13 protein-coding genes and 2 pseudogenes are annotated in these 18172 nt (G+C 73.5%); 9 read left to right on the top strand and 6 right to left on the bottom strand.

The annotated features are described in order from the left end of the window. The first annotated feature begins 327 nt into the window (after window positions 1–327). Both AC5WRT_RS30610 and AC5WRT_RS30615 read left to right on the top strand, forming a co-directional pair. Entirely contained in the window at window positions 328–1149 is an 822-nt protein-coding gene (locus AC5WRT_RS30610; RefSeq protein WP_496097313.1) for a sulfocyanin-like copper-binding protein, read from the top strand. 21 nt (window positions 1150–1170) lie between these two features. Continuing rightward, window positions 1171–1611 (top strand): NUDIX domain-containing protein, encoded by a 441-nt coding sequence (locus tag AC5WRT_RS30615; RefSeq protein WP_496100805.1) that lies wholly within the window; start codon window positions 1171–1173, stop codon window positions 1609–1611. Between the two features lie 215 nt (window positions 1612–1826). Here the strand turns inward: AC5WRT_RS30615 and AC5WRT_RS30620 are convergent, their stop codons facing one another. The 6 genes and pseudogenes from AC5WRT_RS30620 to AC5WRT_RS30645 all read right to left on the bottom strand — a co-directional run bounded on the left by AC5WRT_RS30620 (window position 1827) and on the right by AC5WRT_RS30645 (window position 10361). After that, on the bottom strand, window positions 1827–4226 hold the full coding sequence (locus AC5WRT_RS30620) for a glycoside hydrolase family 65 protein (protein ID WP_496097311.1): 2400 nt from the start codon (window positions 4224–4226) through the stop codon (window positions 1827–1829). Continuing rightward, the gene (locus AC5WRT_RS30625; RefSeq protein ID WP_496097310.1) at window positions 4223–6409 is read right to left on the bottom strand and encodes a xanthine dehydrogenase family protein molybdopterin-binding subunit; all 2187 of its coding nucleotides are present in this window, start codon (window positions 6407–6409) and stop codon (window positions 4223–4225) included. Before AC5WRT_RS30625 ends, AC5WRT_RS30620 begins: the two co-directional genes overlap by 4 nt. Further along, on the bottom strand, window positions 6406–7422 hold the full coding sequence (locus tag AC5WRT_RS30630) for an FAD binding domain-containing protein (protein ID WP_496097309.1): 1017 nt from the start codon (window positions 7420–7422) through the stop codon (window positions 6406–6408). Before AC5WRT_RS30630 ends, AC5WRT_RS30625 begins: the two co-directional genes overlap by 4 nt. Beyond that, on the bottom strand, window positions 7419–7958 hold the full coding sequence (locus AC5WRT_RS30635; RefSeq protein WP_496097308.1) for a (2Fe-2S)-binding protein: 540 nt from the start codon (window positions 7956–7958) through the stop codon (window positions 7419–7421). Before AC5WRT_RS30635 ends, AC5WRT_RS30630 begins: the two co-directional genes overlap by 4 nt. 238 nt (window positions 7959–8196) lie before the next feature. Beyond that, window positions 8197–8484, bottom strand: a pseudogene (locus AC5WRT_RS30640) (chitinase); the annotation flags it as partial. Next, complete coding sequence (locus AC5WRT_RS30645) at window positions 8466–10361, bottom strand: ABC transporter ATP-binding protein (RefSeq protein ID WP_496097345.1); 1896 nt, start codon at window positions 10359–10361, stop codon at window positions 8466–8468. The pseudogene AC5WRT_RS30640 and the gene AC5WRT_RS30645, both read right to left, overlap by 19 nt. Window positions 10362–10457: 96 nt before the next feature. Between AC5WRT_RS30645 and AC5WRT_RS30650 the strand changes: the two genes are divergently transcribed. From AC5WRT_RS30650 to AC5WRT_RS30680, 7 genes and pseudogenes are all read left to right on the top strand, one after another. Next, window positions 10458–11429: a lysylphosphatidylglycerol synthase transmembrane domain-containing protein gene (locus AC5WRT_RS30650; RefSeq protein WP_496097307.1), complete on the top strand. Its 972-nt coding sequence runs from the start codon at window positions 10458–10460 to the stop codon at window positions 11427–11429. 40 nt (window positions 11430–11469) lie between these two features. Continuing rightward, window positions 11470–12234 (top strand): crotonase/enoyl-CoA hydratase family protein, encoded by a 765-nt coding sequence (locus AC5WRT_RS30655; RefSeq protein ID WP_496097306.1) that lies wholly within the window; start codon window positions 11470–11472, stop codon window positions 12232–12234. Window positions 12235–12538: 304 nt separating this feature from the next. Continuing rightward, window positions 12539–12736: pseudogene (locus tag AC5WRT_RS30660) on the top strand (amino acid permease); the annotation flags it as partial. 298 nt (window positions 12737–13034) lie between these two features. Next, a complete protein-coding gene (locus tag AC5WRT_RS30665) occupies window positions 13035–14126 on the top strand; it encodes a mechanosensitive ion channel family protein (protein ID WP_496097305.1) in 1092 nt (363 codons plus the stop codon). Window positions 14127–14149: 23 nt separating this feature from the next. Beyond that, the gene (locus tag AC5WRT_RS30670; RefSeq protein ID WP_496097304.1) at window positions 14150–14554 is read left to right on the top strand and encodes a DUF4186 domain-containing protein; all 405 of its coding nucleotides are present in this window, start codon (window positions 14150–14152) and stop codon (window positions 14552–14554) included. Window positions 14555–14828: 274 nt separating this feature from the next. Then, window positions 14829–17048 carry an NADP-dependent isocitrate dehydrogenase gene (locus tag AC5WRT_RS30675; protein ID WP_496100806.1) on the top strand — a complete coding sequence of 740 codons (2220 nt, stop codon included), beginning with the start codon at window positions 14829–14831 and terminating at the stop codon, window positions 17046–17048. A 239-nt stretch (window positions 17049–17287) separates the two neighbouring features. Then, the gene (locus AC5WRT_RS30680) at window positions 17288–18067 is read left to right on the top strand and encodes an N-formylglutamate amidohydrolase (RefSeq protein ID WP_496097302.1); all 780 of its coding nucleotides are present in this window, start codon (window positions 17288–17290) and stop codon (window positions 18065–18067) included. Window positions 18068–18172: the final 105 nt, after the last annotated feature.

The following is an 18172-nucleotide window of genomic DNA, read 5'->3' on the forward strand; positions in this document are numbered from 1 at the left end:
GGGTTGTCGGTGTACGGCCGGGTACCCGTGCCCGCCGCGGACACGCGGCAGTTGTGGCGCCGCGCCCGCAAGGCGGGCTATTGGCATACGTCCTGGTTGGCTGAAGCGGGTGCCGGAGCCGGGAACGCTCAGCCCTGTCCGATCCCGTCTGCCGACTCCCACGGATCAGGGCCTTTCGTCCCCCATACGGGGCCACAGTGCTCCTGCCCACGCCCTTGCCTGAGGTGGACCCTGGACACAGACCGAGATGTGGCAACCGGACCCGGCTCCGGGCAACGCAAGTGTGATCACGCGCCGGCAACGGAGCCGTACGACGCGGAGGCAGCAATGAAGCGCAGAGGTATCGCCGCCATCGGCGCGGCTGTGCTGGCCGCTGTGGGGGTCGGCACCGGTCTCGCCGTCACCTCCGCGAACTCCACGGGAACGCCGATCGCGCACGTGACGGGCGAGCCGAGCTACTCGTACTACCAGTCGGTGATGGGCGGCATGCGGCCCGGATCGATGATGGGCGGCGGCCCCACCCCCGGCGCGAACGGGTATCACTGGATGATGGGCGGGCCGTCCGCCGCCCCCGGGTGGATGACCGGCGGCACCCTGGCCCAGTCGATGATGGGCAACCATACCGATCCCGGCAGCGCCATGGGATCCCTGTGGGCGAACGCCCCCGGCCCCCGCATGGACCCCGCCGAGGCGGCCAGGCTCGGCGACCGGGTGCCCGCCGCGGCCACGGCCGATCGCGCCGCCCGGCGGCTCACCTTCACCGGCCACGATGTCCGCCTCACGGTGCTCGCGAGCCCGTCCATGCCGTCGGAGAACTTCCGCGTGGCCGGCATGACTGACCCGACCATCAGCGTGCCCGCCGGGGCACACGTCACCATCCAGCTGGTCAACGCCGACTCCGACATGGCCCACGGGCTCGTCGTCACCTCCGCCGAAGCCGCCTCGGCCCGGATGCCGATGATGACCGCGTCGCCTGCCTTCCCCGGCGCGGCCTTGTGGTTCCTCGGCGAGTCCACCGCTGCGGGGATGCACACCGGCACCCTCACCTTCACCGCCGGCTCACCCGGCAGCTACCAGTACCTGTGCCCGGTCCCGGGCCACGCCCAGAAGGGCATGGCCGGAACCTTCGTCGTCACCGGCAAAACCTGACGCCTGAGCACCCCCACCCGGGTGCCGAACCGGCTGCGCGAACGGCTGCGTCCCGGTGGGGCGCTCTGCGTGATCACGCCGGTGGCCGGTGCCGTGCCGGAGGGCCGGCGCGGCATCGCCCTGGACGAGGAGGAGATCGGCCTGCTCCGGGCCGGCTGGGCGAAAGCCGACCGGTACGACGCCGACGGCCTGGCCGTGCTCGTATTGCGCGACCCCGCTCCCGCCGCCCCCGGGTACACCGGCAAGGGGCACCCCTCCCCGCACGCCCTCACCGGCGCCGGAGTCGTCGTCACGGAGGCGGAGGGCAGGGTGCTGCTGGGCCTCTCGGTGGGGGGTGTCTGGGAGCTGCCGGGCGGCAAGAACGACGCCGACGAGGACTTCGCCGCCGCGGCCGTACGGGAACTGGAGGAGGAGACGTCCTTGCGGGCCGACCCGGCCGGGACTCGGGTCGGGCGATCCTGATGGATTGCGTGGACGGCCTGCCGGGGGTGGCGGCCGCCGTCCGAGTGACCGCCTTCACCGGCGAACCGGCCGTCACCGAACCCCGGCTGCCGTCGCTGGGAGTGGCACGAGGTCGGTGATCTTCCGTTCCCCGGGCGGCCGTTGTTCACGCCCAGCGCGCACGTCCTGGACACGATGTGGCCGGGTCTGCTGCCGGGGCTGCCGCCCGTGCACCGTTACCCGATGGCCGAGGGCTGAGCGGCTCCGCCCGGTACCAGCAGGCGGGCGGATTCGCCGGGGCCCACCGGGACCACCCGGTCGCGCAGGCAGACGTCGATGGGGGCGCGGTCGGAGTCCGGGACCGAGATCTCCAGCAGGCCGCTGCGCAGGCGGAGATGGACGCCCCAGTGGCCGTGGTAGCGGATGCGGAAACCGTAGGAGGAGAGTTCGGGCAGCGGGACCGGGTCGAGGCAGAGGGCGCCGTCGCGGGTCTCCAGGCCGGTCAGTCCGCGCTGGACGAGGTCGAGTGTGCCGGCCATGGCGCCGAGGTGGATGCCCTCACCGGTGGTGCCGCCCTGCAGGTCGGCGATGTCGCCGCGCAGCGCCTCCTGGACGAAGGCCCAGGCGTCGGCGCGGCGGGCGCGGGTCAGGATCCAGCCGTGCACCAGGCCGCTGAGCGTGGAGCCGTGGCTGGTGCGGTGCAGGTAGTGGTCGACGGTCGCGGTCCACAGCCGCTCGTCGAGGCGGTAGCCCAGCCTGCGGAAGAGGGAACGGAGTTCGGGTGGGGAGAAGAGGTAGCCGAGCATCAGGACGTCGGCCTGCTTGGACGCCTTGTACCGGTTGACGGTGTCGCCCTCCGCCTCCAGGATCCGGTCCAGGCGCCGGATCTCCTCGTACCGCTTGCGGTAGTCGTCCCAGTCCAGTTCGGCGAGGTCGCCGTAGCCCTCGAACTGGCTGATCACCCCGTCGTGGAAAGGCACGTGGAGGGTGCGGGAGATCTCCTCCCAGCGGGCGGGCTCGTCCTCCTCGAGGCCGCTTGCCTGGCCGAGTTCCCGGCGGCGCGGCTCGGGCAGGATGCTCAGCAGGTCCAGGGCCCGGGCGAGCACCCAGGCGGCGGTGACGTTGGTGTACGCGTTGTCGTCCAGGCCCGGCCGGTCCGCGTCGGGGTAGGCGTCGTGGTACTCGTCGGGACCCATCACGCCCCGGATGCGGTGGCGGCCGAGGTGCTCGTCGTAGGCGGCCGAGTCCGCCCAGAAACGGGCGATCTGCAGCAGCATCTCGGCGCCCTCGCCGTGCAGGAAGTCGGTGTCGCCGGTGGCCTCGCAGTACTGCCAGATGTTGTACGCCACCGCCGAGCCGACGTGGTGCTGGAGCCGGGAGTGGTCCGGCAGCCAGCGGCCGGAGCGGGGGTTGAGGTGGACCTCCTGGGTCTCCTCGCGGCCGTCGCTGCCGCTCTGCCACGGGTACAGCGCGCCACGCCGGCCGATCGCGCGGGCCGCGCGGCAGGCGGTGTCCAGTCGCCGGTGCCGGTAGTGGAGCAGGGCGCGGGCCACCTCGGGGAGGTGCAGGTTCAGGTAGGGCAGGACGAAGAGCTCGTCCCAGAAGACATGGCCACGGTAGGCCTCGCCGTGCAGTCCCCGCGCGGGGACCCCGACGTCGAGGTCGGCCGTGTGCGGCGAAAGGGTCTGCAGCACATGGAACAGGTGCAGCCGCAGGATGGCGCCCGCCTCGCCGGGGATCTCCAGCGCGGTGCGCCGCCACAGCTGCTCCCAGGCCGTGGCGTGCGACTCCAGCAGTTCGTCGAAGCCCGGGGCGGCGCCGACGCGGTCGACGGCGGCGTCCAGCGGGTCGCCGATGGCGGGATCGTGCGAGGTGTGCAGGGCGACGGTCTTGTCGAGGGTGGCGGCGTCGCCGGGGGCCGGACGCAGCGTCACGTGCTGGACGGCTCGCAGCGCCTCGTGCCCCGTCGCCACGGGCGCGTCGGCTGTCAGCCGGGCGGCCAGGGCGCACTCGATGCGGGAGGTGCGGGTGTGGCAGCGCAGCCACATCGCGCCGTGTGCGGCGAGGCCGGTCCGTACCTGGGTGAGGTGCCGGCCGTCCAGGTCCCGGTAACGGACCACGCCGGAGTTGGTGACGCGTCCGTCGAGGGCGGCCTCGACCTCCAGGTCGACCGCACGGCCGTCGACGCTGAACTCGGTGCGCAGGGCGGCGAGATGGGGGTCGACCAGGTGGACGAGCCGTAGCTGGCGCACATGGAGCGTGCCGCCGTCGTCGTCGAGGCGGTAGCTGGTACGGCGCTCCAGCAGGCCGGGGTCGAGCCGGAGGGTGAGTCGGTGCTCGGTGACGGGGGCGGTGTCCGGGGTGAGCCAGGCGCCTCCCGCCGGGCGGAAGCGCAACGGCAGCCAGTTGGGGAGGTTGACCATGTCCTCGTTCTCGACCCGGCGTCCGGCGATCTCGGAGGTGAGCCGGTCGTAGCAGCCGGCCACGTAGGTGCCCGGGTAGTGGATGTCGTCCGCGGTGCACTCGGGCAGCGCCCCGCGGGTGGCGAAGTACCCGTTGCCCACCGTGCACAGTGACTCGCGCAGGCGTTCCTCCTCCGGCCGGTAGCCCTCGTACTCCCAGGTCGGTCCCGTCACGGCCGCCCCTCGTTCAGCAGGCCGGTGAGGATCCGGTCGGGAGTGAGGGGCAGTTCGCGGAAGCGGATGCCGGTGGCGTGGTGGACGGCGTTGCCGATGGCGGCGGCGGTGCCGACGATGCCGATCTCGCCGATGCCCTTGCTGCCCATGGGGTTGAGGTGCGGGTCGTCCTCGTCGATCCAGTGGGCTTCGACGGCGGGGACGTCCGCGTGTGCGGGCACGTGGTACGAGGCGAGGTCGGCCTCGGGGAAGTCGCCGAACGCCCGGTCCAGCGTGCTGCTCTCGGTGAGGGCCATGCCGAGGCCCATGATCATGCCGCCGGTGAACTGGGAGCGTGCGGTACGGGCGTTGAGGATCCGGCCGGCGGCGAAGACGCCGAGCAGCCGGCGCACCCGGGTCTCGCCGGTGACGGTGTCGACGGCCACCTCGGCGAAGTGGGCGCCGAAGGCGTGCCGGGCGTAGGGGCTGTCGGCGTCGGCCTCGCCGGCGGTGTCCGCGCGGGTCTCGATGCCGTCGGCGGGTGGCGGTCCGGGGTGCTCGGCGAGCCGGCACGCCAGTGCGGCGCACGCCTCGTGCACGGCCCAGCCCCAGGAGGCGGTGCCGGTGGAACCGCCGGCCAGCCAGGCCGACGGCAGGTCGCTGTGCCCTATCTCGGTGCGGACCCGGTCGAGTGGCGCGCCGAGGGCGTCGGCGGCGATCTGCGCGAGGACGGTACGGGCCCCGGTGCCGATGTCGGTCGCGTTGATCCGCACGGTGAAGGAGCCGTCGGGCAGGGCGCGGGCGGTCGCGGTGGCCGGGACGGACGAGGCCGGGTAGGTGGCGGCGGCCACGCCGGTGCCGATGAGCAGTGGGCCCTCGGCGCGGGTGCGCGGCCGCGGGTCGCGGTCGGCCCAGCCGAAGCGGCGGGCGCCGTCGCGCAGGCACTCCACCAGGTGCCGGCTGCTGAACGGCTTGCCGCTCTCCGGCTCCCGTTCGGGCTCGTTGCGCACCCGCAGCTCCACCGGGTCGGTGCCGAGCGCGTCGGCGAGTTCGTCCAGGGCGGACTCCAGGGCGTACATGCCGGGCGCCTCGCCGGGGGCGCGCATCCAGGACGGGCCGGGGATGTCCAGGGGGACCGCCCGGTGCGCGCTGAGCAGGGCCGGGGTGGCGTACATGACACGGGAGGGCACCGCGGCCTGCTCGATGAACTCCCGCACCCGGGAGCTGTGGGTGATCGCCTCGTGCAGCAGGGCGGTGAGCCGGCCGTCCGCGCTCGCGCCGAGACGCAGCCGCTGCACCGTCGGCGCGCGGTGGCCGACGGTGGTGGGCAGGTACCGGCGGGGGTAGGCGAGGGTGACGGGCCGGCCGGTGCGCCGGGCGGCGAGGGCGGCGAGGACGACGTCCGGGCGCGGGGTGCCCTTGGAGCCGAAGCCGCCGCCGACGTGCTCGGTGACGACGGTGACACGGTCCTCGGGCACACCGAACATGCGGGCGAGTACCTCCCGCACGGTCGAACCGCCCTGGCTGGAGGTGTGGACGAGGAGCCGGTCCCCGTCCCAGTGGGCCGTGCTGGTGTGCGGCTCCATCGGGTGATTGTGCAGCGGCGGGACCCGGTAGGTGACGTCGACGCAGGTCTCGGCGGCGGCCAGGGCGGCCTCCGGGTCGCCGAACTCGACACGGCCCGGGAACCCGGCGTTGGTCATCTCGGGTTCGTAGGCGTCCGGGTGGTCGGGGCGCAGATCGGCGTCGTGCGGCGTGACCGCGTAGCTGACGTGGACGGCTCGGGCGGCCGCACGGGCCGCCTCCGCTGTCTCGGCGACGGCGAGGGCCACGCACCAGCCCCGGTGCGGCACGTCCGGGCTCTGCAGGACGGCGAGCGTGGCGTCCTCGGGCTCGGCGAGCCGGGGCGCGTCGGCGGGGGTGAGCACGGCGAGGACGCCGGGCAGGGCGAGGGCGGCCGAGGTGTCGACGCCGGTGACCCGCCCGCGCGCGACCGCGGCGGGCACGGGCCACGCGTGCACCCGGCCGGGCAGCTCGTACTCCCCGGCGTAACGGGCGACGCCCCCCACCTTCTGCCACCCTTCGCGCCGCTCGACGGGGGTGCCGAGGACCCCACCGGCGTGGCGACCGTCGGTGGCGGCCGGGGAGGCCGCGGGGGCCTGACGCCGTGGGGTGGGGTGCTCGTCCGGGAGGTTGGCGGTCATGGTTCCTCCTGCGTCGGCTCAGGCCGCCGAGGGGCGGGGGTGAGACGGTTCAGGACGTCCAGGGCGAGGTTGCGGGCGAGGGGCACCTTGTAGGCGTTGTCGCGCAGCGGTTCGGCGTGCGCGAGTTCCAGGGCGACGGCTCCCTCGAAGGCCTCGGGGCTCGCGGGGGCGCCCAGCAGGGCCAGCTCGGTGTGCCGGGCCCGCCAGGGCCGGTGGGCGAGCCCGCCGAAGGCGACTGCGACCTGGTCGACGACACCGTCCGCGACCCGCAGGACGACGGCCACGGAGGCGAGGGCGAAGGCGTACGAGGCCCGGTCGCGGGCCTTGCGGTAGGCCGAGGGCACGCCGGCGCGGGCAGCCGGGAGCAGCACGCCGGTGATCAGTTCGCCGGGACGGATCCAGGTGTCCCGCTCGGGGTGCTCGCCCGGCAGCCGGTGGAACTCGGCCGCGGGAAGCCGCCGGACGCCCTCGGTGCCGTACAGCTCGACCTCGGCGTCCAGCGCGGCGAGGGCGACGGCCATGTCGGAGGGGGCGGTGGCGATGCACTGCTCGGAGTGGCCGAGGACCGCGTGGTCGCGGTGCACGCCCTCGCGGGCTCCGCAGCCGCTGCCGGGCTCGCGTTTGTTGCAGGGCTTGTCGAGGTCCTGGAAGTAGGGGCAGCGGGTGCGCTGGAGCAGGTTGCCGCCGGTGGTGGCGGCGTTGCGCAGCTGTCCTGAGGCTCCGGCGAGCAGGGCCTGGGAGAGCGCCGGGTAGCGGTCGCGGACGCGGGGGTCGGCGGCCAGGTCGCTGTTGCGGACGGTGGCTCCGACGCGCAGCGAGCCGTCGGGCAGCTCCTCGATGGTGCCGAGCGGCAGCCGGCCCACGTCGATGAGGACGGTGGGCCGCTCGACGCCGAGTTTCATCAGGTCGACCAGGTTGGTGCCGCCGGCGAGATAGCGGGCGCCGGGGTGGGCGGCGTACGCCTCCACGGCCTCCTCGGCACTGGGGGGCCTGAGGTATCCGAAGCCGTTCACCGGATCACGTCCTCCACCGCCTCGACGATGCGCGGGTAGGCGCCGCAGCGGCACAGGTTGCCGCTCATCCGCTCGCGGATCTCGGGCCGGTCCAGTGGCACGGGCCGGCCGGAGGGGGCCGCGGGATCGGTGACGTGGGAGGGGTGCCCGGCCGCGGCCTCGGCGAGCATGCCGATGGCGGAGCAGATCTGGCCGGGGGTGCAGTAGCCGCACTGGAAGGCGTCGCGGTCGAGGAAGGCCCGCTGTAGCGGGTGCGGTTCCTCTCCGTCGCCGCCGAGGCCTTCGACGGTGGTGATCTCACTGCCGTCGAGGGCGACCGCGAGCAGCAGGCAGCTGTTGACGCGGCGGCCGTCGGCCAGCACGGTGCAGGCACCGCACTGGCCGTGGTCGCAGCCCTTCTTCGACCCGGTCAGGCCGAGGTCCTCACGGAGCAGGTCCAGCAGGACCCGCCGGTGGTCGACGTGCAGGGTGTACGGCTTGCCGTTGACAGCAAGGGTGATCTCCGACGCGGCGGGAAGCTGGTTTTCACTGGTCATGGCAGGGATGGCCTTCCGGACGGGCCCTGAGTCCGTCCTGACCGCGTATCCAGGCGGCGGCGCCTCACACGTGCGGAGGGCCGCACCCCGCGCTCGGGGGAGGCGGAGCGGACCGGGTCCGCGACGTCGGTCGAGGAGCTCGAGGGGCCCTCCGGTGCCGTCGATGACGTGGCCGACGGTGCTGGTGCCGGTGCCGGCGAGGCAGACGGTGACCATGCCGGTGAACCTCACTCAGCCGGTGGCCGGCGAAGACGCGGGTGCAGTCCCAGTCGGACTGGTTCACGCCGGAGCAGCTGTCGGCGGGGCCGCCGGTGCAGGGCCGGTCGCGGTTGGCGGACCAGAAGGTGAGCCGGGCGAGATGGTGGGCCTGGGCGTGGGCGAGGATGGTGCGGAAGTCGTTCACCGTGACGGTCTCGTTGTTGTCGGTGATGCCGTTCATGGACGAGATGCCCATGTCCCGGTGGGCCTGGTCGTCGCCGTGGCCGTAGGCGTTCTTCAGCGCGTTCTTCACGCCGGCGGCGCCTCGGCCACCGCCATCGAGGCTCCGCCGGCGTCCGCGAACTGCGTCCGGTGCAGCTGCGCGTACCGCCCCCGCATCGCCAACAGCTCCTCGTGCGTGCCCCGTTCCACGATCCGCCCCGCCTCCACGACCAGGATCTGGTCCGCTGCCCGGACCGTGGACAGCCGGTGGGCGATCACCACGGCCGTACGGCCCTCCAGAGCCTCCGTGAGGGCTTCCTGCACGGCGGCCTCCGAGGTGTTGTCCAGGTGCGCGGTGGCCTCGTCCAGGACGACCACGCGCTGCCGGGCCAGAAGGAGGCGGGCGATGGTCATCCGCTGGCGTTCCCCGCCGGAGAGCCGGTAGCCGCGCTCCCCGACCACCGTGTCCAGACCGTCGGGCAGGGTCCGTACGACATCGGCGAGCCGGGCCCGGCCGAGCGCGTCCCAGAGGTCGTCGTCCGTCGCCTCCGGCCTCGCCAGCAGCAGGTTGGCGCGGACCGTGTCGTGGAAGAGGTGACCATCCTGGGTGACGAGGCCGACCGTGCCGCGCAGGGAGGCGGCGGTCAGGTCGCGGACGTCCACCCCGCCGACGCGGACCGCGCCCGCGTCGACGTCGTACAGGCGCGGCAGCAGCTGGGCGATGGTCGACTTGCCGGCGCCGGAGGAGCCGACGAGGGCGACGGTCCGGCCGGGTTCGGCGCGGAAGGAGATGCCGTGCAGGACCTCGCTGCCGCCGCGGGTGTCGAGGGCGGCGACCTCCTCCAGGGAGGCCAGGGAGACCTGGTCGGCCGAGGGGTAGGAGAAGCGGACGTCGTCGAACTCGACGGCGACGGGACCCTCGGGGACCTCGCGGGCGTCCGGCTTCTCCCCGATGAGCGGCTCGAGGTCCAGCACCTCGAAGACCCGCTCGAAGCTGACGAGCGCGCTCATCACCTCGACCCGGGCGCCGGCGAGCGCGGTGAGCGGGGCGTAGAGGCGGGTCAGCAGCAGGGCGAGGGAGACGACCGCGCCGGCCTGCAGGGTGCCGTGCAGCGCGAACCAGCCGCCGAGGCCGTAGACGAGGGCCAGCGCGAGGGCGGAGACCAGGGTGAGGGCGGTGATGAAGACGGACTGGGCCGTGGCCGTGCGCACGCCGATGTCCCGGACGCGGGCGGCGCGGGCCGCGAACTCCGCGGACTCCTCCTCGGGGCGGCCGAACAGCTTGACCAGGGTGGCGCCGGGCGCGGAGAAGCGCTCGGTCATCCGGGTGCCCATGGCCGCGTTGAGCGCCGCCGCCTCGCGCTGCATGCGGGCCATCCGGCTGCCCATGCGGCGGGCGGGCAGCACGAACACCGGCAGCAGCACCAGCGCCAGCAGGGTGATCTGCCAGGACAGGGTGAGCATCACGGCCAGGGTGAGCAGCAGCGTGACCAGGTTGCTGACCACGCCGGAGAGGGTGTTGGCGAACGCCCGCTGGGCGCCGATCACGTCGTTGTTGAGTCGGCTGACCAGCGCGCCCGTACGTGTCCGTGTGAAGAACGCGACGGGCATGCGCTGCACATGATCGAACACAGCCGTTCTGAGGTCGAGGATGAGCCCCTCCCCGAGCGTCGACGACAGTCGCCGCCCGAGGATGCCGAGCCCCGCCTCGGCGAGGGCGACGAGCGCGATGAGCAGGGAGAGCCTGATCACCGTGGCGGCGTCGTGCCCCGCCACGATCGCGTCGACGACGCGGCCGGCGAGCATGGGGGTGGCCACGGCGAGCAGGGCCGTCACCACCCCGAGCAGGACGAACCGGACGATGCCCGCGCGGTGCGGGCGGGCGAAGGCGGCGATGCGGCGCAGTGTGGCGCGGGCGAACGGACGGCGCTCGGACTGCGCGTTCATCACGCCGTGCAGCTGCGTCCATGCGGTGGTCTCCATGCTCATGGGACAGAACGTAGAACCTCAAGCTACGTTGAGGTCAAGGTCGGCGGCATTTCACCCGCGGTTGGGACGGCGCGGAGAACCTCTGCCGATGTGACTGCCGTCCCGATTCCCCCGCCCCGGGGGCGCCTCCCCGGTCGCGTCCCCGTCCGCCAGGTGCTGTGCCTGGTGCCGCTCGCGCTCGTCTCCGTGGTCGCCGTGCGGAACCGTTCGCTGCTCGCCGAGGGCTTCGGCCAGCTGCGTACCGCCTCCTGGCCGTGGCTGCTGGCGGCGGCCGGTGCCACCTGTCTGACCTGGGTGGCCGCGGCGTTCACCCGCCAGGGCGCGGTGGTGCAGCCGTTGCCGAAGGGGCGGCTGCTGGCCACTCAGTTCGCGGCGGCCTCGGCCAACCACCTGCTGCCCACCGGGCTCGGCGCGGGCGCGGTGAACCTGCGCTTCATGACCGTGTGCGGGGTGCCGCTCGCCCGCTCCTCGGCCGCGCTCGCCCTGTATCTGCTGGCCGAGTCGGTGGGCCGGGTCGGCCTGCTGGCCGCGCTGCTGCTCGCCTTCCCCGACGCGTTGCGGCTCGGGCCCCTGCTGCCGGACGGTTCGGCCCTCCCGCTGCTGCTGGGCGCGGCCGGCCTGCTGGCGCCGGCGGCGGCCGTGGCCGCTGTCGTACGGCCGCTGCGGCGGCGCGTGTGCGCGTTCCTGCGGGCCGCCCTCGGCGAGGCCCGGTCGGTGCACACCCGGCCCGCCCGTGCTCTTGCCCTGTGGGGCGGCTCGCTGGCCTTCCCCGCGTTGCAGGCCGCCGGTCTCGCCGCGGTCGGCCATGCCCTCCGCCTGCCGGTGCCGGTGGCGCACATGGCGCTCGCCTACCTCGCGGCGACCGTTGCCGTGGCGCTGGTGCCGACACCGGGCGGCCTGGGCTCCGTCGAGGCGGCGCTGATCGTGGCGCTGGTCGCGGTGGGCGGCCCGGCCGCGGTGGCCACGGCGGTGGTCCTCGCCTATCGCATCATCACCGTGTGGGTCCCGCTGCTGCCGGGGGCGCTGGCGCTGGGGGCGCTGGTCCGGTTCAAGGTCATCTGAGGCACAGTGGCCTTCTCAACCGAACCAAGGAGGGCTCCCCATGCCGGTCCGCGTCGAGCGCACGGAGCACGTCACCACGGTCGTCCTCTCCCGACCCGCGGCACGCAACGCGGTGGACGGGCCGACGGCCGCCGAACTCGCCGCCGCATTCCGGGAGTTCGAGGCCGACGACGGCGCGAGGGTGGCGGTGCTGTGGGGTGAGGGCGGCACCTTCTGCGCGGGCGCGGACCTCAAGGCGATCGGCACCGGACGCGGCAACCGGGTGGCGGAGGACGGCGACGGGCCCATGGGGCCGACGCGGATGCGACTGTCGAAGCCGGTGATCGCCGCCGTCGCCGGACACGCGGTGGCGGGCGGTCTGGAGCTGGCCCTGTGGTGCGACCTGCGGGTCGCGGAGGAGGACGCCGTGTTCGGGGTGTTCTGCCGCCGCTGGGGCGTACCGCTGATCGACGGCGGCACGGTACGGCTGCCCCGGCTGATCGGCACCGGCCGGGCCATGGACATGATCCTCACCGGCCGGCCCGTGCCGGCCCGCGAGGCGTACGAGATGGGGCTCGCCAACCGCGTGGTGCCGACGGGACGCGCCCGCGCCGAGGCCGAGGCGCTTGCGGCCGAGATCGCCCGGTTCCCGCAGGCCTGTCTGCGCGGCGACCGCGCGTCGGTCCTCGAGCAGGAGGGCCTGGACGAGGAGAGGGCGCTGCGCGGTGAACTCCGGCACGGAACGGCCGTGCTGGCCGAGAGCGCGGAGGGAGCCGCCCGCTTCGCCGCCGGGGCCGGCCGGCACGGGTCGTTCGCGGACCTGTGAACCACCAGGGCCGCAGTCCCCTGCTCTGCCGGCAGCCACCGGTACGGGCACACGGGGGTGCGCCGGGTGGGCAGGCCCCGGGCGCGCACGGTTGTCGCGAGGTTCACCCGCTGCCGTGTGTCCGTGCCGGGTCCGGTGAGCACCCGCACCCGGCGCCGCCACTGCCGGCTCCTCGAACGCTCTGAGGCCGCCCTGCCCGGGCGCGCCGAACGCCGGCCGGGAGCACGGGACGCGCAGTTGTCCGGGCAGGTCGCCGACCGGGCCGTCGGGGTCTGCGGGGCAGTCGGGTCGGCACAGTCCGGGCGGCCGCGTGACGCCGTACGGACTCGGCCTGAACACCGGCGGTCCCGCCGTGATGCCGGGGGGCCGGGCGGGCGCCGGCCTGTCCGTGCGGTGCGTCGGTCCCGCCCTCGCCGAGGTCACCAGCGCCCATCCGACCTCGGGCGCGCTGTACCACATGGCCGACCGGCTCGGCGGCCGGCGCCGGGGCTGCGCACCTGGTGGTGGGTCGCCCGCCGCTGGTACGGCACCCGACCGCCGCCGCGTACGGCACCCGACCGCCGCCGCGTACGGCAGCGACCGCGGCCAGGCCGAACTCGCCGAGGGCATCGTCCGAGCCGTCCGTCCGACGGACACCGGTCCGGCCACGAACCGGTGTTCCCGATGGGGCAGGATGAACGATCGCGCCGGTCACCGGAGTTCCTCCGGACCGGCACGATCGCACATCCCGCACATCGAGCAGGTGACATGGTGACGAGACTTCACGACCCCGCAGCCTCGGCCCGCACCGGAGGTGACCGGTGAACCGCGCGCTGACCCTGGACGACCTCGTCGTCGCCGGCATCTCCCTCGCGGCGGGCCTGCTGCTCGCCTTCCTGTCCCGCACGCTTCTGCGGTGGCTCGCGAAGCACGCCAAGCGGACCCGCTGGAGCGGTGACGACGTCATCGTGGACGCGCTGCGCTCGGTCGTCCCCTGGGCGGCGATCGCGGGCGGCGCGGCGGCGGCCGCGGCCGTGCTGCCGCTGACGCGAACGGTGCAGCACCACGTCGACCAGACCCTCGAGGTGTGGCTGATCTTCGTGGTGACCCTGTCAGCGGCCCGGGTGATCGCCGGTCTGGTCCGCACGGTCACCCAGTCCCGCTCCGGCGTGGCGGGCTCGGCGACCATCTTCGTCAACATCACCCGGGTGCTGGTCCTGGCGATCGGCTTCCTGGTGGTCCTGCAGACCCTCGGCATCTCCATCGCGCCCCTGCTGACCGCGCTGGGCGTCGGCGGCCTTGCGGTCGCTCTCGCCCTCCAGGACACCCTCGCCAACCTGTTCGCGGGCGTCCACATCCTCGCCTCCAAGACGGTTCAGCCGGGCGACTACATCCGCCTCGGCACCGGCGAGGAGGGATACGTCGTCGACATCAACTGGCGCCAGACGACGGTCCGCCAGCTGTCCAACAACCTGGTGGTCATCCCCAACGGCCAGCTCGCCAAGGCCAACATGACCAACTACACCCATCCCGAGCAGCGGTTGACCGTGCCGGTGCAGGTGGGGGTGGGCTACGACTCCGATCTGGAGCACGTGGAGAAGGTCACCGTGGAGGTCGTCGCGCGGACCATGCGCGAGGTCGAGGGCGCCGTCCCCGACCACGAGCCCGCCATCCGCTTCCACACCTTCGGCGACTCCCGCATCGGCTTCACGGTGATCCTCGGTGTCGGCGAGTTCAGCGACCAGTACCGCATCAAGCACGAGTTCATCAAGCGCCTTCACCGCCGCTACCGGGAGGAGGGAATCTCCATCCCGGCCCCCGCCCGCACGGTGGCGCTGCAGCAGGCGGCGGTGACGATCCCGCAGCAGCGCAGCGGGGAGGAGCGGGCGCCGGGGGCCAGGCCGGCCCCGTAGCCGCACGTTGAGCTCGAAGCGGTATGTCTGATTCCGCCGATCCCGCCTGGCTCGACCGACGACTCGACGCCCTCGCCCGGGAGCCGTTCCGGGCGAGGTTCCACCTGCGCGGCCGGGACCGGGCGACCGCCGGGCTGAAGGGCCCGGCGACGATCAGGTGGCACGCGTACGACCTGATCGCGAAACGGCTCGCGCCGGCCGCGCCGTACAAGGACGGCAAGCAGACGCCGTACAGGGGGCATCCGGTCTTCGTCGCCCAGCACGCGACCGCCACCTGCTGCCGGGGCTGCCTGGAGCGCCGGCACGGCATCCCCATGGGGCGGGAGCTGACCCGGGCCGAGCACGTGTACGTGGTGGACGTGATCTGCCGCTGGATCGAGCGCGAGATGACGGGCGGGGCCGGGCGCGGCACCGCGCCTCGCGGCTGATCGCAGCCCCGCAAGATTCCCGGGCCGATGGCCGGCCGCGCCGGGGTGGGACGGGACACGCCGTACGCGTCATCGCCGAGGGGCGGGGAAGACCCGGTGTCCGGTCCGTGCCGACCGTCCGTCGCCGCCGGGTGATCGCCTGTCACGGCCACCGGCAGCGGCTCCTGGCCGCGGCGGCTCGCGGCGCTTTCCGGCCGGGACCCCTGTCGAGCAGACCTCCCTCACGAGATATCTTGATGTCGAGCAATGTTGCAGACGTGGAGCGGAGCACCCGGTGACTGACTCGACCATCATCTACACCTACACAGACGAGGCCCCGGCCCTGGCGACGCATTCGTTCCTGCCGGTGATCCAGGCGTACGCCTCGCAGGCCGGTGTGCCCGTGGAGACACGTGACATCTCGCTGGCCGGGCGCATCATCGCCGTCTTCCCGGAGTACCTGAACGAGGACCAGCGCATCCCTGACGCGCTGAGTGAGCTGGGCGAGCTGGCCAAGACGCCCGCGGCCAACATCATCAAGCTGCCGAACATCTCGGCGTCCATCCCGCAGCTGAAGGCCGCCGTCGCCGAGCTGCAGGGCAAGGGCTACGCGCTGCCGGACTACCCGGACGACCCCAAGACCGACGAGGAGCGCGAGATCCGCGCGCGCTACGACAAGGTCAAGGGCTCCGCCGTCAACCCGGTCCTGCGTGAGGGCAACTCCGACCGCCGTGCCCCGGCCTCGGTGAAGAACTACGCCAAGACCCATCCGCACCGCATGGGCGCCTGGACCGGCGAGTCCAAGACCGCCGTGGCGACCATGGGCGTGGACGACTTCTGCTCCACGGAGAAGTCCGTGGTGATCTCCGAGGCCGGTACGCTGCGTATCGAGCTCAAGGGCGACGACGGCTCGACGACCGTGCTGCGGGAGTCCGTGCCGGTCCTCGAGGGCGAGGTCGTCGACGCCTCCGTGATGCGCGTCGCCGCGCTGCGCGAGTTCCTCGGCGCGCAGGTCGCCCGTGCCAAGCAGGAGGACGTGCTGTTCTCCGTGCACCTGAAGGCCACGATGATGAAGGTCTCCGACCCGATCATCTTCGGTCACGTGGTGCGCGCCTTCTTCCCGAAGACGTTCGCGAAGTACGGGGAGACGTTCGCCGCCGCCGGTCTGACCCCGAACGACGGCCTGGGCGGCATCCTCAAGGGCATCGAGTCCCTGCCCGAGGGCGCCGAGATCAAGGCCTCCTTCGACGCCGAGCTTGCCGAGGGGCCGGCCCTGGCGATGGTCGACTCGGACAAGGGCATCACCAACCTGCACGTGCCCTCCGACGTCATCGTGGACGCCTCGATGCCGGCCATGATCCGCACCTCCGGCCACATGTGGGGCCCGGACGGCGAGGAGCACGACACCCTCGCGGTGCTGCCGGACTCCTCCTACGCCGGCGTCTACCAGGCCGTGATCGAGGACTGCCGCGCCAACGGCGCCTACGACCCGTCCACCATGGGTTCCGTCCCGAACGTCGGCCTCATGGCGCAGAAGGCCGAGGAGTACGGCAGCCACGACAAGACCTTCGAGATCCCGGTCACCGGCACCGTCCGCCTGGTCGACCGGTCCGGCAACGTCGTCCTGGAGCAGATGGTCTCGGCCGGGGACATCTTCCGCGCCTGCCAGACCAAGGACGCGCCGATCCGCGACTGGGTCAAGCTGGCCGTGACCCGCGCCCGCGCCACCGGCGACCCGGCCGTGTTCTGGCTGGACGAGAACCGGGCCCACGACGCGCAGCTCATCGCCAAGGTCAAGCAGTACCTGCCGGAGCACGACACCGAGGGCCTGGACATCCGGATCCTGTCCCCGGTCGAGGCCACCAAGCTGTCGGTGGAGCGCATCCGCCGCGGCGAGAACACCATCTCGGTGACCGGCAACGTGCTGCGTGACTACCTGACCGACCTCTTCCCCATCCTGGAGCTGGGCACCAGCGCCAAGATGCTCTCGGTCGTCCCGCTGATGGCGGGCGGCGGCCTGTTCGAGACGGGCGCCGGCGGCTCCGCGCCGAAGCACGTCCAGCAGCTGGTCAAGGAGAACTACCTGCGCTGGGACTCCCTCGGCGAGTTCTTCGCGCTCGTCCCCTCCTTCGAGCAGTACGCGGAGGCCACCGGCAACACCCGTGCCAAGGTCCTCGCCGACACCCTCGACCGCGCCACGGCGACCTTCCTCGACGAGGACAAGTCCCCGACCCGGCGCGTCGGTGGCATCGACAACCGCGGCAGCCACTTCTACCTGTCCCTGTACTGGGCGCAGGAGCTGGCCGGGCAGACCGACGACGCCGACCTCGCGAAGGCCTTCGCGCCGCTCGCCGAGACCCTCGCCGCGAACGAGCGGAAGATCGTGGACGAGCTGAACGCCGTCCAGGGCAAGCCGGCCGACATCGGCGGCTACTACCAGGTCGACAAGGCCAAGGCGGACGCGGTCATGCGCCCGTCGGCGACCTGGAACGAGGCGCTGACCTCCCTGAGCTAGTGCCCCAACGGGCAACGTTCGCCCCGTCGCGAGGCCCGGCACGCTCCCCCACTGCCTCAAGGGCGTGGGAGGTGCCCCCCACTCGCCGCACCGGACGCCGCTCCTCGACGGGCGAACGTTGCCTGCCGGGGGACCGGCGCCCGCGGTCCTGAGCCGCCCTTGTGAACGCCCTCCGCCCCGGCCGGCGACCCCGGCCGGGGCGGAGCCGTGTCCGCAGACCGACCACGCCCGGAGCCCCAATGCCCTCCTTCGAACTTCTGCCGGGTGACCCCGGCTCCCCGGTGCTGCTGCACGTGCCCCACTCCGCGCGAGCCGTTCCGGTGGACGTGCGGGCCGGGATCGTGCTGGACGACGCCGCGCTGGAGCGGGAGCTGGACCACATCACCGACGCGCACACCGCCGAACTCGCCGAGCGGGCCGCCGCGCTGGCCGGGGTCACGCCCTGGCGGTTCGTGAACCGGCTGTCCCGGCTCGTCGTGGACCCCGAGCGGTTCCCGGACGAGCGGGAGGAGATGGCGGCCGTCGGCATGGGCGCCGTGTACACGCGGACCACGCACCTGGGCGAGCTGCGGCCCGCGGACACCGGCCCGGAGCCGCTGCTGGCACGGTACTTCCGGCCGTACGCGCGAGCCATGACCGAAGCGGTCGCAGGCCGGCTGGCCGCCACCGGCCGGGCCGTGATCATCGACGTGCACTCCTATCCGTCCGAGCCGCTGCCCTACGAACTGCACGGCACCGGCCCGCGCCCGCCGGTGTGCCTGGGCACGGACGCCTTCCACACGCCAGCGTGGCTCACCCGAGCGGCTCGCGAGGCGTTCGCGGCGGTGGGCAGGACAGGCCTGGACAGCCCGTTCGCCGGGACGTACGTGCCGCTGGAGTACCACGGCACCGACACCCGGGTCTGCGCCCTGATGGTGGAGATCAGGCGGGACACCTACATGGCCGAGCCGGGCGGTACTCCCGGCCCGGGCCTCGACCGCCTGGCCACCGCACTGGCCGCACTGGTCGACGCGGCCTGAGCACCCCACCCCGCAAGGGCCGGGCCCGCACCGGTGTGCGGCTCCGCCGCGCGGGCGCGCGATCAGCCACGACCCACCCCGGCCGCCCGCCGCACGCTCCGGCAC

Source organism: Streptomyces sp. NTD91 (assembly GCF_059510455.1).

Bases quoted from the DNA above. Each gene is read 5' to 3' on its own strand.
- AC5WRT_RS30610 (WP_496097313.1), top strand. From the start codon at position 328: ATGAAGCGCAGAGGTATCGCCGCCATCGGCGCGGCTGTGCTGGCCGCT.
- AC5WRT_RS30625 (WP_496097310.1), bottom strand. From the start codon at position 6,409: ATGACCGCCAACCTCCCGGACGAGCACCCCACCCCACGGCGTCAGGCC.
- AC5WRT_RS30635 (WP_496097308.1), bottom strand. From the start codon at position 7,958: ATGACCAGTGAAAACCAGCTTCCCGCCGCGTCGGAGATCACCCTTGCT.
- AC5WRT_RS30645 (WP_496097345.1), bottom strand. From the start codon at position 10,361: ATGGAGACCACCGCATGGACGCAGCTGCACGGCGTGATGAACGCGCAG.
- AC5WRT_RS30655 (WP_496097306.1), top strand. From the start codon at position 11,470: ATGCCGGTCCGCGTCGAGCGCACGGAGCACGTCACCACGGTCGTCCTC.
- AC5WRT_RS30670 (WP_496097304.1), top strand. From the start codon at position 14,150: ATGTCTGATTCCGCCGATCCCGCCTGGCTCGACCGACGACTCGACGCC.
- AC5WRT_RS30680 (WP_496097302.1), top strand. From the start codon at position 17,288: ATGCCCTCCTTCGAACTTCTGCCGGGTGACCCCGGCTCCCCGGTGCTG.